The sequence below is a fragment of the Kitasatospora sp. NPDC015120 genome, assembly GCF_043080305.1.
In the GTDB taxonomy this organism is placed as follows: Bacteria; Actinomycetota; Actinomycetes; order Streptomycetales; family Streptomycetaceae; genus Kitasatospora.
In genome coordinates this window covers 210,202-223,228 of the sequence record NZ_JBIBVJ010000007.1, presented here as the reverse complement: position 1 = coordinate 223,228, position 13,027 = coordinate 210,202, and the positions used below count along the sequence as shown (strand labels likewise).

Sequence of the window (13,027 nt, the reverse complement as noted above, 5' to 3'; positions counted from 1 at the left end):
CCGGGTCATCACGACCCGGCCGCAGCCCGCACGACGGCCTCTGCGCGATCGCCTCCCACCCCGCCGTCCCGGGGGCGAGGCACCGGGGCCCGGAGGAGAGCGGGGCCGGCCGCCCACCTGCCGCCGCCCCGGGAGCGGACGGCGTCGTAGGGTGGCCCGCCATGGAGTTCCGACTGCTCGGCCCGTTCGAGGCCGACCACCACGGCGAGCCCGTCCTGGCCGGCACCCGCCGCCAGGAGCGGTGCCTGCTCGCCCTCCTGCTGCTGGAGGACGGCCGGGTGGTCGCCACCGAACGGCTGATCGACCTGCTCTGGCACGGCAGCCCGCCCGCCTCGGCGCGCGGCACCGTGCACACCTACGTCGGACGGCTGCGCGCCCGGCTGCGCCCGCACGGGGTGGTGATCGCCACCCGGCACGACGGGTACGCCCTCGCGCCCGGCCACCACGGCCTCGACGCCCGGGAGTTCCTCGACCTCACGGCCCGCGCCTCGGCGAGCGGCGACCCGGCCGAGCGGCTGCGCTGCCTCGACCGGGCGCTCGCGCTCTGGCGCGGACCGCTGCTCGCGGACGTGGCCGACGAGGCGCTGCGCGGCCGGCTCGGCGGCCGGCTGCTCCAGCTGCGGCTGTCGGCCCTGGAACAGCGGGCGGAACTCCTGCTGGCGATGGGCCGGCACGACCGGCTGCTCGCCGACCTCCCGCTGCGCGAGGGGGAGTTGGACCTTCCGACGCCCCGGGAGCGGCTGGTGCGGGCCGTGATGACGGCGCTGTACCGGGCCGGCCGGCAGAGCGAGGCGCTCGACCTCTACCGGCACACCCGCCGCACGCTGGTGGAGACGCTGGGCGTGGAGCCGGGCGCCGAACTGACCGCGCTGCACGAGCGGATGCTGCGCGCCGACCCCCGCCTGGACCGGCCGCCGGCCCCGCTGTACGCGGTGCGGGTCGGCGAGGAGTGGCTGCCGTGGAGCGCGGGCGGGCACCCGGCGCTGGAGTTCTGCAACACCTTCGCCGGCTGGGGCGCCCCGGTCGCGCCGCCCGGCTCGGACTGGCTGCGCGGCTACTCGACGCTCGCCGTCTGGGCCGGCCACCAGGACCTCGCGGCGCCGCCGCTGGTCGAGGCGCTGCTGCGGGAGGCCGCCCGGCGCCCGGAGGAGGCGGCGGCCGTGCTCGCCGAGGCCCGGGCGTTCCGCTCGGCGCTGTACGCCTGCCTGACCGACCCGCAGGACGGCGCCGCCTTCGGCGAGGTGGCCGCCGTGGTCCAGCACGCCGGCCGGGCCGCGGTGTTCACCCGGGGCGAGGACGGCCTGGCGCAGTGGCGGCTGCCGCCGTCGGCCGGGCTGCGCCTGCCGCTGTACGCCGCCGCCCGGTCCGCCGCCGAACTCCTCGCCGAGCCGCGCCGGCTGACCGTCCAGTGCTGCCCGAGCGCGGACTGCGGCTGGCTGTTCCTGGACTCGGGCGGGCGACGGCGCTGGTGCAGCCTGGCGACCTGCGGGGCGGCGGCGGGCCGGGGCGCGACGGGGCACTGACCCGGCGCGCACCCGGGCGCCTGCGGTCGCCTTTTTCCCCAACTCCTTGACGTTGGCATGTCATTGACGGACCATCAAGCTCGCGGCGCCGCAGCCCTCCTCCACCGTTCCGTCCCTACGGACCCCCACAGGAGGACAGTCATGCGACTGCCCCGTCGAGGCAAGCCCGTCGCGGCCACCGCCGTGCTGCTGACCCTCGCCCTCGCCGTCCCGCTCTCCGCCCGGGCCACCGCACAGCCGGCCCCCGACTCCGCCGCCTCCCTCTCCGCCTCCGCCTCCGACGCCGACACCGCCCGGCAGTACTGTGTCGACGGCCCCCGGACCGTCGCCGAGCGCACCGCGATCGCCGCGACCGGCGCCTCCGTCGACGCCGTCCGGCCCGGCTCGCTGACGGTCACCGCCACCCCCGCCGAGGCCGCCCGGCTGCGCGCGCTCGGCTGGTCGCCCGTCCCGCTGCCCGGCCCCCCGTACGGCGCCGAGCCGGGCCAGGCGGGCGTCGGCGCGGCGCTCTACGACTTCCCGTCCGCCGACTCCGGCTACCACAACTACGCGGAGGCGGCGGCCGACATCGACGCCGTCGTCGCCGCACACCCCGACATCATGAGCAAGCGGGTGATCGGCACCTCCTACGAGGGCCGGCCGATCGTCGCCGTCAAGATCAGCGACAACGTCGGCACCGACGAGAACGAGCCCGAGGTGCTGTTCACCGCCCACCAGCACGCCCGCGAGCACCTCACCGTCGAGATGTCGCTCTACCTGCTGCACGAGTTCGGCGACAAGTACGCCACCGACAGCCGGATCGCCAACGCCGTCAACAGCCGGGAGATCTGGATCGTCCCGGACCTCAACCCGGACGGCGGCGAGTACGACATCGCCACCGGCCGCTACCGCAGCTGGCGCAAGGACCGCCAGCCGAACCCGGGCAGCAGCTACGTCGGCACCGACCTCAACCGCAACTGGGACTACAAGTTCGGCTGCTGCGGCGGCTCCTCCGGCTCGACCTCCAGCGAGACCTACCGGGGCAGCGCGCCGGAGTCCGCCAAGGAGACCAAGGTGGTCGCCGACTTCGTCCGCAGCCGGGTGGTCGGCGGCAAGCAGCAGATCACCGCGGCCATCGACTTCCACACCTACAGCGAGCTGGTGCTCTGGCCGTTCGGCTGGACCACCGCCGACACCACCACCGGCATGACCGCCGACGAGTACAACACCTTCGCCGCCCTCGGCCGGTCGATGGCCTCCACCAACAACTACACGCCCGAGCAGTCCAGCGACCTCTACATCACCGACGGATCGATCGACGACTGGCTGTGGGGTGCGCAGCGGGTCTTCGCGTACACCTTCGAGATGTACCCGGGGCCGAACGGCGCCAGCGGCTTCTACCCGCCCGACGAGGTGATCGGGCGGGAGACCAGCCGCAACCGGGAGGCCGTGCTGCGGCTGGTGGAGACGGCCGACTGCGTCTACCGCGCGATCGGCAAGCAGCAGCAGTACTGCGGCATCACCACCTGACGCCCCTCGACCGGGTGGAGCGGCCCCTCCGGGCGGGCCGCTCCACCCGTGCGGTGCGGGGCACATGACACATCGTTCAGGCCAACGGACGGGCGCCGTCCGGTCATTCCTCCCGGCGGACGGACCGCGGCGCCCGTCCCGGTGCCACCATCCCTCTAGAACGATGTGACATGTCACAGTGCGTCCGGCCTCCCGCCGGACGCACCGCCAACAGGGAGGGAACCCGCCCATGCACCGTCGTCGCACCGCCGCCGCCCTGGCCGGCGCCGCGGTCCTCGCCGCGCTGACCGCGACCGCCGCGCCGTCCGCCGTCGCCGCCACCACCGGCCCCGCCGGTCCGCCCGGAGCCTTCACCACCTGCGGCACCCCGGGCGCGCCGGGCCTGCTGCAGACCCGCGCCTGTATCGACGTGGACGGCCTCCAGGTCCGCCTCTACGGGCACGCCTACCCGACCAACCCGGCCTGGGTCCCGCAGACCGTCGGCTTCAAGATCTCCGGCTCCGCGCCCGGCCTGCCGCCGGGCCCGCCCCTCTACACCAGCGCCCTGGTGCCCTCCGGCGGCATCTACGTCGGCAGCATCACCACCACCGCGACCTGCGGCAGCACGGTGACCGCCAACTTCAGTGTCGACAACGGCGGTTGGCCGCCCTCCCCGGCGACGGTCTCGGTCGTCGTCCCCTGCTGATCCCGCCGACGGCCCCGTCTCCGCGGCCCGGCCCGTCCACCGGGCCGGGCCGCGCGCCCTAAGGTGTGCCGATGAGCCTTCATGTGATCGTCGGACACGGACCTGCCGGAGCGGCCACGGCCCGCCTGCTGGCCGACCAGGGCCACGAGGTACGGGTGGTCACCCGCTCGGGCCGCCCGGCCGAGCCCGGCATCGAGCACCTGGCCCTCGATGCCACCGACCGCGGACGGCTGGCCGAGGCCGCCCGGGGCGCCGCCGCCCTGTACAGCTGCGCCGCACCGCCGCTGCCCCGCTGGACCTCGGACTGGCCGCCGCTGCACGCCTCGCTCTGCGCGGCCGCCGAATCCACCGGCGCCGTGCTCGTCATGCTCGGCAACCTCTACGGCTACGGCCCGGTGGACGGCCCGCTCACCGAGGACCTGCCGCTCGCCGCGAGCGGCCCCAAGGGCCGGGTGCGCGCCGCGCTCTGGGAGCAGGCCCGGACCCTCCACGAGGCGGGCCGGATCCGCGCCGTCGAGGTCCGCGCCTCCGACTTCTTCGGCCCCGGCGTGACCGACGGCGGCCATCTGGCCGCCCGCGTCGTGCCCCGCCTGCTGGCGGGCAGGCCGGTCTCCGCCCTCGGCGATCCGGACGCCCCGCACAGCTGGACCTATCTGCCCGACGTGGCCCGCGCCCTGGCCGAGGCCGCCACCGACGAACGCGCCTGGGGCCGGGCCTGGCACGCCCCGACCCTCCCCGCCCTCCCGGTCCGCCGCATGACCGGCCTGCTCGCCGCCGAGGCCGGCGTCTCCCCCGTCCCCGTCCGCCGCCTCCACCCCGCCGCCCTCGCCCTGGCCGGCCTCTTCTCCCCCCTGCTGCGCGAACTGCGTGAGACCCGCTACCAGTTCGACCGCCCCTTCGTCCTCGACAGCACTGCCTGGAGCGCCGCCTTCACCACCCGCCCCACCCCGCTGGACGCCCAGCTCGCCGCCACCGCCGCCTGGTGGCGCGACCGCCCGGCCTCCGGCTGACCCGGCCTCAGATCCCCTCGATGCGCTCGACGACGAGTTCGCACAGCTCGTGGGTGCGCAGCGCGTCGTGCGCGTCGAGGGGGGTGGCGCTGCGCACGGCGGCGAGGAAGGCGTGGACGACCTGCTCGATGCCGCGCTGGCGGGCGACCGGGACCCAGTCGCCGCGGCGGCGGACGGTGGGCTGGCCGCGGTGGTCGACGACCTCGGCGAGGTTGTGGACCTCGCGCTTGGAGTCGGCGCCGGAGACCTCCAGGACCTCCTCCGTCGACCCGGAGCGGCGGTTCATGAGGCCGAGGGCCGTGAAGCCGTCCCCGGCGAGGGTGAGGACGACGTGCTCCACCAGGCCGTCGCGCACCCGGGCGCGGACGTCCACGTGGTCGAACTCGCCGGGGATCAGGAAGCGCAGGGTGTCGACGACGTGGATGAAGTCGTCGTAGACGAGGGTGCGCGCGGTCTCGGGCAGGCCCTCGCGGTACTTCCTGAGGACGATGAGGTCGCGCGGCCGTTCGAGGGCCTGGGCGTAGCCGGGGGCGTGGCGGCGGTTGAAGCCGACCGCCAGGGAGCGGCCGGTGCGGTCGGCGAGGGCGACCAGGTGGCGGGCGCCGTCGAGGGTCTGGTCGAGCGGCTTGTCGACGTAGACGTCGACGCCGGCGGTGAGCAGCTGCTCGACGATCGGGACGTGTTGGCCGGTCGCCGCGTGCACGAAGGCCGCCCGGATGCCGCTGTCGACCAGCCGGGCGAGGTCGGTGAAGCGGTGCCGCGGGGCGATGCGGTACGCCTCGCCGATCCGGTCCAGCTTGGCGCCGTCGCGGGTCATCAGCCGCAGGTCCAGGCCGGGCGTCGCGGCGAGGACCGGCAGGTACGCCTTCTGCGCGATGTCACCGAGCCCGATCACGCCGACCGGGAGCGGGGCGTCGGGAACAGCGGTCGGGCTCATCGGATCTCCAGGGTGCCTAGGGTGGGGCGCTGTCACCCCCACCCTATGCACCGGCCTTCCGGGGGGAGCCTACGGGCAGAGCTGGTGGGTGGTGGGGGTGCACTCGGGGTCGGGGTCGATCGGGCCGGTGCCGGGGCGGTAGTTGGACCACCACAGCGGGGTGCTGCCGTAGTAGACGACCAGGTTCCCGCCGTTCTGGATGGCGAGGTAGGCGCCGGGGTGGCGGCCGGTGCGGCTCTCCCAGAGCGGGCGCCAGGCGGCGTCGTAGGCGGTGAGGTTGCCGTCGTCCTGCACGTAGAAGTAGGTGCCGACCCCGTAGGTGCCCACGGCGGTCCAGATCGCGACGTTGTTCTTGTAGAGGACGACGTGGCCGTCGTACTGCTGGTACAGGACGGTGCTGCCGTCGGGCGAGGACCAGCTCTGGCCGCGGGTGAGGCCGGCGGTGGCCCGGATGACCGTCTGGTCGGCGTCGGAGGCGGGCGCCGCGACGGCCGCGACGGCGGCGGACGCGGCGGGGGTGGCGGGGGCGCCGTCGGCGGCCTGGGCGGGAGCGCCCAGCAGCCCGGTCGCCATCAGGACGGCGCCCAGCGCGACGCCGGCGCGGGGGACGAGGGAACGCGTGATGCTCATGACGGACACTCTCCTCAACTCAACTCTCCGAATGGCCTGGTGCCGAGGAGAGTCTCCTCGCGCACGCGGCGGCCGGGCCAGGCCCTTCGACCCGGCTCGAAAACGGGCACGCCGTCAGCCGGCCGTGCCCGGCGCGCGGCGCAGCAGGTAGAGGCCGGAGGCGGCGGCGAGCACGGCCATGCAGGCGGCGAAGACCAGGCCCGCCTCGGGGAGGCCGAGGGGCTGCGCCAGCAGGCCGATGCCGATGACCGGGACCGAGATGCCGAAGTAGGCGACCACGAACAGGGCGGAGAGCGCACCGCCGCGGTGTTCGGCGGGCGCGGCGGCGGCAATCTCGCCGACCGCGCCGCGCAGGCCCATGCCCTGGCCGGCCCCGCCCACCAGCGCGGCCAGCACCAGCGGCGGCAGGACGGTCCAGGCGAGCGAGGAGGCCAGCAGGGCGAGCCCCGCGATGAGCACCAGGCAGCCCAGCGGGACGGCCCGGGCGGTGCCCAGCCTGGGCACCAGGAGCTGGCCGAGGGTGGAGCCGAAGAAGGCCGTGAAGACGACGAGGCCGGTGACGGCGTGGTTGTGGACGTCGAGGTCCTCGGTGAGGAAGGCGGGGCTGACCGAGGTGAAGACGCCCAGCAGCGAGAAGCCCGCGAAGGCGGCGAGGCCCGCCGGGACGAACACGCCGCGGACCTGCGGCGGCAAGGACGGCCGGCGCGGGCGGGCGGTGCGCAGCGGGCGGGCGCCCTCGACGGTCTCCGGCAGGAACCAGGTGACGGCGAACGACGCGGCGAGCAGGACCAGGTGCACGGCGAACGGCAGGGTGAGGGGGTTCGGCGCGTACTCGGCGAGCACGCCCGACAGCAGCGGGCCGCAGCCCAGGCCGCCCATGTTGGCGGCGGTCGCGGCGAAGGCGGCCCGGCCCCGGTGGCCGGGCGGGGCGAGTTCCAGCACGTAGGCGGTGGCGGTGCCGGTGAACAGACCGGCCGACAGACCGGAGAACAGCCGGCCCAGGCAGAGCAGCGGCAGGCCGCCCTCGGCGAGGAAGGCGACGGCGCTGGCCGCCGCGAAGCCGAGTCCGCAGAGCAGGACGGGCCGGCGCCCGACCGCGTCGGAGACGTTGCCGACGAGCAGCAGGACGCCGATGACACCGAGGGCGTAGACGGCGAACACGATCGTGACCATCAGCTCGGAGAAGCCGATCTCCTCCTGGTAGAGGCCGTAGAGCGGGGTGGGCAGCGTGGTGCCCGCCATGCAGACGGCGAAGGCGGCGGCGGCCCCGAGGTAGCCCGGGCGGCGCGCGGCGGGCGGCCGCCCGGCAGGACGATCGGTCACCAGCCCACGGTAGGCGCCGGGAGCGGTCCGGGGCGGGTCGGCGGCGGGCGGGCTGCGCCGAACGGGCGCCCCGTACGGCGGGCCCGGGGCGCCCCCCGTACGGCCCGCGGGGCGGGGCACGCCGGGCCGAACAGACAGTGGCGGTGGTGGCTCGTACAGTGGGGTACCACGACGCGTTCGCCCTCCGCACCGCGTCCGAGCGGGCACGCGGGGTGAGCCCTTCGCCCAGGCGGCGGCAGACCGCCGACACGGAACGCGCAACCGGGCGCGGTCCGGGCAGGCGCCGCCCGAGAGGTGCATCATGCGCAGAAGAATCATCATCCTGGCAGGCGTTCCGGTGATGGCCGGGGCGCTGGCGCTGTCCCCGCTCGCCCACGCGGGCGCCGTCGCAGCGGACAAACCGACCTACACCATCGGCTTCCAGGGACCGCTGACCGGCCCCAACGCCCAGCTCGGCATCAACATCGACTGGGGCGTCAAGCTCGCCGTGCAGCAGGCGAACGCCAAGGGCGACCTGCCGTTCACGCTCAAGGTCAAGGAGGCCGACGACCAGGGCGATCCCGCCAAGGGACCGACCGCGGCCCAGCAGCTCATCGGCGACGACAGTGTCGTCGGCGTGGTCGGGCCCACCTTCTCCGGTGCCACCAAGGCCGCCCAGCCGCTGTTCACCCAGGCGAACCTCGCCTCGGTCAGCGCGTCGGCGACCGCCTCCTCGCTCACCGACCCGGCCAACGGCTTCAAGACCTTCTTCCGGATCGTCCCGCCGGACTCCGTGCAGGGCACCGCGGCCGCCGACTACCTCTCCAAGGTGGTCGGGGCGAAGACCGTCTACGTGCTCGACGACAAGTCCGACTACGGCGTGGGCCTCGCCGGGAACCTCAAGAGCCGGCTGACGGCCGACGGCACCCAGGTGGTCGGCGACAGCGTCGCCGCCGGGACCAACGACTACTCGGCGGTCGCCACCAAGATCGCCGAATCCGGTGCGCAGGCGCTCTACTACGCCGGCTACTACGCCGACGCGGCCCCGCTCGCGAAGGCCCTGAAGAACACCTCGTTCACCGGACAGGCGATGTCCGGCGACGGCACCAACGACCCCAAGTTCATCCAGCTCGGCGGACCGGCCAGCGAGGGCTGGCAGATGACCTGCCCGTGCCTGTCCGCGGCGGCCTCGGCCGACCCGGCGGCCAAGCGGTTCGTCGACGACTACACCGCGCTCGCCCACCAACCCCCCGGTACCTACTCGCCGGAGGGCTTCGACGTCACCAACACCTACATCCAGGTGCTGAAGTCGCTCGGCACCGACGTCACCCGGGCGAAGGTCGTCGACGGCCTGCGCACCGTGGACCACCAGGGCCTGACCAAGGAGATCAGGTTCCAGCCCGACGGCGAGGTCACCGAGAAGGCCATCTTCGTGTACGCGGTGAAGGACGGCCGGATCACCGAACTCGGCACCGTCGACAAGCTGATCGCCGGCTGACCCGCCCCCGCCCATGTGCCTCACCGACCACTTCTGGCAGTTCCTGGTCCCCGGGATCACCCTGGGCGCGCTGTACGCGCTGATCGCCATCGGCTACACGCTGGTGTACGGCGTGCTGCAGCTCATCAACTTCGCCCACAGCGAGGTGTTCATGACCGGCGGCTTCGCCGGCCTGTTCATCGCCCAGGCGCTCGCCACCCCGGGAACCACGCCGCACGGCGCGCAGTCCGTCCTGTTCACCCTGGCCGGGCTGTGCGGCGGCGCGGTGTTCGGAGCCGCCGTCGCCTTCCTGCTGGAGCGCGTCGCGTACCGCCCGTTGCGGCGGCGCGGCGCGCCCCGGCTGGTCTACCTGATCACCGCGATCGGAGCGTCGCTGTTCCTGTTCAACCTCGCCGGGAAGCTGTTCGGCCGTGACCGCACCGACGTCCCGGCGCTCTACACCGACCGGGTGGTGTTCACCCTGTTCGGCGCCCAGGTGCGGGTGCAGCAGCTGGTGATCGTCGGCACCGCCGTCGTCATGATGGTGCTGCTCGACCGGGTGGTGAACCGGACCAGGCTCGGCTCGGGCATCCGCGCCGTCGCCCAGGACGCCCGGACCGCCAGTCTGATGGGCGTCGACATCGACCGGGTCGTCTCGCAGACCTTCGTGATCGGCGGTCTGCTCGGCGGCGCCGCCGGATTCCTCTTCGGCACCTACCTCAACGTGCACTACCAGATGGGCTTCCTGCCCGGCATCAAGGCCTTCGCGGCGGCGGTGCTCGGCGGCATCGGCAACATCCGGGGCGCCATGGCCGGCGGGCTGCTGCTCGGGATCGTGGAGAGCCTCAGCCAGTCCTGCATGTCCAGCCAGTGGATCGACGTGGTCGCCTTCGTGGTGCTGATCCTGGTGCTGATGTTCCGGCCGACCGGCATCCTCGGCAAGGGCCTGGGGCGGGCCGCATGAGCACCGGCGGGACCGTCCGCGCCGTGCGGCACCGGCGCCGCCTCCCCGCACCGCTGGTCCGGCTGGCGGGCTGGCTGGCGGCCGGGGCGCTGCTGACCGTGCTCACCTCGACCGCCGAGGGCACGCCCACCGACCACCTGCTGGTGCTGCGCGAGTCGCTCGGCTCCCCCGCCCTGATCGGGTGGCTGGCCGGCGCCGCCGCCGTGTGGGCGGTGCTGGAGGTCTGGCGCGCCCGCGACCCCGGACCGGCGCTCGCCCGGCGCACCGCGGGCCTGCGGGGCGGCTGGCACCGGATCGCCGGACGGCGGCTCAGCCGGCGGCTGTTCCTGCTCGCCGCGGCCGTCGCGGCGCTGGTGCTGCCCCGGTTCGCCGGGGAGTTCTACCAGCGCGTGCTGGTCGACCAGGTCGCGGTGTTCGTGCTGCTCGCCGTCGGCCTGAACGTCGTGGTCGGCTGGGCCGGGCTGCTCGACCTCGGCTACGTCGCCTTCTTCGCGATCGGCGCCTACACCTGCGCCTTCTTCACCCGGGCGCTGCCGGTGAAGCCGCCGTTCGCCCTCGACCCCTTCGTCATCCTGCCGGTCGCCGTCGTCGTCTGCCTGGTCGCCGGGCTGCTGCTCGGCGCGCCGACGCTGCGGCTGCGCGGCGACTACCTGGCCATCGTCACCCTCGGCTTCCACGAGATCGTCCAGCTGTTCCTGGTCAACAAGGACGCCTGGACCGGCGGCAACCAGGGCGCCGGCGGCATCCCGCACTTCTCGGTCGACATCCTCGGCCTGCACTACCAATGGGGCCTGGAATCGCTGCCCTACTGGTACCTGTTCGTCGCCATGCTGGCCGTGGTGCTGCTGCTGTTCAGCCGGCTGGAGCGCTCCAAGGTCGGACGCGCCTGGACCGCCGTGCGCGAGGACGAGGTCGCCGCGGCCGCCACCGGCGTGCCCACCGTGCGGTACAAGCTGATGGCCTTCGCGATCGGCGCCTCCGTCTCCGGCCTGTCCGGCGTCCTCTACGCCTCGCGGATCGGCTACATCAACCCGGCCAGCTTCCCGGTGGTGCTGTCGATCAGCGTGCTCTCGTACGTGATCTTCGGCGGGATGGGCTCGCTGATCGGGGTGGTGGTCGGCGCGGCACTGCTGACCTTCCTGCCCGCCGTCTTCCAGGAACAGGAGCTCGTCCGCCAGGAGGACATCCCGATCTGGATCGGCGGGATCCTCGTGGTGATGATGATCTTCCGCTCGCAGGGCCTGATCCCCTCCCGTCGCCGCCGGCGCGAGCTCGGTCTGGCCGCCCAGGGCATCGCCGACGCCGACGCGATGTCCGAGGCCCCGGAGGGGAGGTCGCCATGACGGGCGGACCGCTCGGCGAGGGCCCGCCCGACGGCCCGCTGCTGTCCGTGCGCGGCGTCACCCTGCGGTTCGGCGGCCTCACCAGCCTCAACCGGGTCGACCTCACCGCCCACCGGGGCGAGATCCTCGCCGTCATCGGCCCCAACGGCGCCGGGAAGACCTCGCTGTTCAACTGCCTGACCGGCGTCTACACCCCCCAGGAAGGCACCATCGCCTTCGCCCCGCCCGCCGCCGGGCACCCCCTCCAGCTGATCGGCGGCCCCGCCCGCCGCCGGCGCGGGCGCAAGCCGCACGTGGTGAACCGGGCCGGCATCGCCCGCACCTTCCAGAACATCCGGCTGTTCGCCGCCCTGTCCGCTTTCGAGAACGTCAAGGTCGCCGCCGAGACCGGACAGCGCACCGGCCCCGTCGCCGCCATGCTGCGCCTGCCGCGCGCCCGGGCGAACGAGCGGTCCAGCGACGCCGCCACCACGGCCCTGCTGGAGTTCACCGGACTGCTCGCGGTCGCCGACGAGACGGCCTCCGCGCTGCCCTACGGCGTCCAGCGGCGGCTGGAGATCGCCCGTGCGCTCGCCACCGAACCGGCGCTGCTCCTGCTGGACGAACCCGCGGCGGGCACCAATCCGACGGAGAAGCGCGAGCTGGAGCAGCTGATCCGGCGGATCAACGGCGACCTCGGGGTGACGGTGCTGCTGATCGAGCACGACATGCGGCTGGTGATGTCGGTCGCGGACCGGGTGACGGTCCTCAACTTCGGCCGGGTGATCGCCGAGGGCCGACCGGCCGAGGTGCAGCGCGACCCGGCGGTCATCGAGGCGTACCTGGGCGCGCCCGGGCCGCAGGAGGGACCGTGACCGCCGGGGACGCGGAGCCGGTCCCGGTGCTGGAGCTGCGCGGGCTGCACGTCTCCTACGGCGCGATCGAGGCGCTGAAGGGCATCGACCTGGTGGTCCGGGAGGGCGAGGTGGTCGCCCTGCTGGGCGCCAACGGCGCCGGGAAGACCACCACCCTGGCGGCGGTCTCGGGCCTGCTGCGGCCCCGGGAGGGCGAGATCCGCTTCCGCGGCGCACGGGTGGACGGCCTCCCGCCGCACGAGGTGGTGGGTCTGGGGATCGGGCACGCGCCCGAGGGGCGGCGGGTGTTCCCGGCGATGACCGTGCGGGAGAACCTCGACATGGGCGCCTACCGCTTGCGCCGCACCCCCCAGGAGGACCTCGACCGGGTGTTCGACCTGTTCCCGGTGCTGGCCGAACGGCGCGGCCAGGAGGCCGGCACGCTGTCCGGCGGCGAGCAGCAGATGCTCGCCATCGGACGCGCGCTGATGGGGCGGCCCGGACTGCTGCTGCTGGACGAGCCGTCGATGGGGCTGGCCCCGCTGATCGTCACCCAGATCTTCGGCATCGTCCGGGAGATCAACGCCCAGGGGACGACTGTCCTGCTGGTCGAGCAGAACGCCGCCCAGGCGCTGCGGCTCGCCGACCGCGGCTACGTCCTGGAGACCGGATCGATCGTGATGAGCGCCCCGGCGGCCGAGCTGCTGGACGATCCCCGGGTCCGCGCCGCCTACCTCGGCGAGACGGCGGACCGCCCGGACCGGGGTGACGGGCCCGGGCGGGCGCCCGGTCCGGGCGGGTGAGCGGATCAGCC

Annotated in this window: 12 protein-coding genes; 9 read left to right on the top strand and 3 right to left on the bottom strand. The window is 74.4% G+C overall.

Annotated elements, in window-relative coordinates; translation table 11 throughout:
- The first annotated feature begins 161 nt into the window (after positions 1 to 161).
- The 4 genes from ACF1AK_RS19200 to ACF1AK_RS19185 all read left to right on the top strand — a co-directional run bounded on the left by ACF1AK_RS19200 (position 162) and on the right by ACF1AK_RS19185 (position 4,727).
- Positions 162 to 1,523, top strand: a complete 1,362-nt coding sequence (locus ACF1AK_RS19200; protein ID WP_391499967.1) for a BTAD domain-containing putative transcriptional regulator — start codon at positions 162 to 164, stop codon at positions 1,521 to 1,523.
- Between the two features lie 141 nt (positions 1,524 to 1,664).
- The gene (locus tag ACF1AK_RS19195) at positions 1,665 to 3,032 is read left to right on the top strand and encodes a M14 family metallopeptidase (protein WP_391499966.1); all 1,368 of its coding nucleotides are present in this window, start codon (positions 1,665 to 1,667) and stop codon (positions 3,030 to 3,032) included.
- A 229-nt stretch (positions 3,033 to 3,261) separates the two neighbouring features.
- The gene (locus ACF1AK_RS19190) at positions 3,262 to 3,717 is read left to right on the top strand and encodes a hypothetical protein (protein ID WP_391499965.1); all 456 of its coding nucleotides are present in this window, start codon (positions 3,262 to 3,264) and stop codon (positions 3,715 to 3,717) included.
- Positions 3,718 to 3,788: 71 nt separating this feature from the next.
- The gene (locus ACF1AK_RS19185; protein WP_391499964.1) at positions 3,789 to 4,727 is read left to right on the top strand and encodes an NAD-dependent epimerase/dehydratase family protein; all 939 of its coding nucleotides are present in this window, start codon (positions 3,789 to 3,791) and stop codon (positions 4,725 to 4,727) included.
- A 7-nt stretch (positions 4,728 to 4,734) separates the two neighbouring features.
- Here ACF1AK_RS19185 and ACF1AK_RS19180 read toward each other — a convergent pair whose 3' ends face one another.
- The 3 genes from ACF1AK_RS19180 to ACF1AK_RS19170 all read right to left on the bottom strand — a co-directional run bounded on the left by ACF1AK_RS19180 (position 4,735) and on the right by ACF1AK_RS19170 (position 7,620).
- Positions 4,735 to 5,664, bottom strand: coding sequence for a Gfo/Idh/MocA family protein (locus ACF1AK_RS19180; protein ID WP_391499963.1), 930 nt, complete (start codon positions 5,662 to 5,664; stop codon positions 4,735 to 4,737).
- Positions 5,665 to 5,733: 69 nt separating this feature from the next.
- Positions 5,734 to 6,294, bottom strand: coding sequence for a hypothetical protein (locus ACF1AK_RS19175; RefSeq protein WP_391499962.1), 561 nt, complete (start codon positions 6,292 to 6,294; stop codon positions 5,734 to 5,736).
- Between the two features lie 114 nt (positions 6,295 to 6,408).
- Positions 6,409 to 7,620, bottom strand: a complete 1,212-nt coding sequence (locus tag ACF1AK_RS19170; RefSeq protein ID WP_391500109.1) for an MFS transporter — start codon at positions 7,618 to 7,620, stop codon at positions 6,409 to 6,411.
- Between the two features lie 298 nt (positions 7,621 to 7,918).
- Here ACF1AK_RS19170 and ACF1AK_RS19165 point away from each other — a divergent pair, with 298 nt between their 5' ends.
- Genes ACF1AK_RS19165 through ACF1AK_RS19145 form a run of 5 tightly spaced genes read left to right on the top strand, consistent with a single transcriptional unit; the run spans position 7,919 to position 13,016 of the window.
- The gene (locus tag ACF1AK_RS19165; protein WP_391499961.1) at positions 7,919 to 9,094 is read left to right on the top strand and encodes a branched-chain amino acid ABC transporter substrate-binding protein; all 1,176 of its coding nucleotides are present in this window, start codon (positions 7,919 to 7,921) and stop codon (positions 9,092 to 9,094) included.
- Between the two features lie 13 nt (positions 9,095 to 9,107).
- Entirely contained in the window at positions 9,108 to 10,037 is a 930-nt protein-coding gene (locus tag ACF1AK_RS19160; RefSeq protein ID WP_391499960.1) for a branched-chain amino acid ABC transporter permease, read from the top strand.
- Positions 10,034 to 11,380: a branched-chain amino acid ABC transporter permease gene (locus ACF1AK_RS19155; RefSeq protein ID WP_391499959.1), complete on the top strand. Its 1,347-nt coding sequence runs from the start codon at positions 10,034 to 10,036 to the stop codon at positions 11,378 to 11,380. Before ACF1AK_RS19160 ends, ACF1AK_RS19155 begins: the two co-directional genes overlap by 4 nt.
- On the top strand, positions 11,377 to 12,234 hold the full coding sequence (locus ACF1AK_RS19150; protein ID WP_391499958.1) for an ABC transporter ATP-binding protein: 858 nt from the start codon (positions 11,377 to 11,379) through the stop codon (positions 12,232 to 12,234). The genes ACF1AK_RS19155 and ACF1AK_RS19150 overlap by 4 nt, the downstream gene beginning before the upstream one ends.
- Positions 12,231 to 13,016: an ABC transporter ATP-binding protein gene (locus ACF1AK_RS19145; RefSeq protein WP_391499957.1), complete on the top strand. Its 786-nt coding sequence runs from the start codon at positions 12,231 to 12,233 to the stop codon at positions 13,014 to 13,016. The genes ACF1AK_RS19150 and ACF1AK_RS19145 overlap by 4 nt, the downstream gene beginning before the upstream one ends.
- The last annotated feature ends 11 nt before the right edge of the window (positions 13,017 to 13,027 follow it).

Excerpts from the sequence above, each read along its gene's own strand:
- ACF1AK_RS19200 (WP_391499967.1), top strand. The coding sequence starts at position 162 with ATGGAGTTCCGACTGCTCGGCCCGTTCGAGGCCGACCACCACGGCGAG.
- ACF1AK_RS19195 (WP_391499966.1), top strand. The coding sequence starts at position 1,665 with ATGCGACTGCCCCGTCGAGGCAAGCCCGTCGCGGCCACCGCCGTGCTG.
- ACF1AK_RS19190 (WP_391499965.1), top strand. The coding sequence starts at position 3,262 with ATGCACCGTCGTCGCACCGCCGCCGCCCTGGCCGGCGCCGCGGTCCTC.
- ACF1AK_RS19185 (WP_391499964.1), top strand. The coding sequence starts at position 3,789 with ATGAGCCTTCATGTGATCGTCGGACACGGACCTGCCGGAGCGGCCACG.
- ACF1AK_RS19180 (WP_391499963.1), bottom strand. The coding sequence starts at position 5,664 with ATGAGCCCGACCGCTGTTCCCGACGCCCCGCTCCCGGTCGGCGTGATC.
- ACF1AK_RS19175 (WP_391499962.1), bottom strand. The coding sequence starts at position 6,294 with ATGAGCATCACGCGTTCCCTCGTCCCCCGCGCCGGCGTCGCGCTGGGC.
- ACF1AK_RS19165 (WP_391499961.1), top strand. The coding sequence starts at position 7,919 with ATGCGCAGAAGAATCATCATCCTGGCAGGCGTTCCGGTGATGGCCGGG.
- ACF1AK_RS19160 (WP_391499960.1), top strand. The coding sequence starts at position 9,108 with ATGTGCCTCACCGACCACTTCTGGCAGTTCCTGGTCCCCGGGATCACC.
- ACF1AK_RS19155 (WP_391499959.1), top strand. The coding sequence starts at position 10,034 with ATGAGCACCGGCGGGACCGTCCGCGCCGTGCGGCACCGGCGCCGCCTC.
- ACF1AK_RS19150 (WP_391499958.1), top strand. The coding sequence starts at position 11,377 with ATGACGGGCGGACCGCTCGGCGAGGGCCCGCCCGACGGCCCGCTGCTG.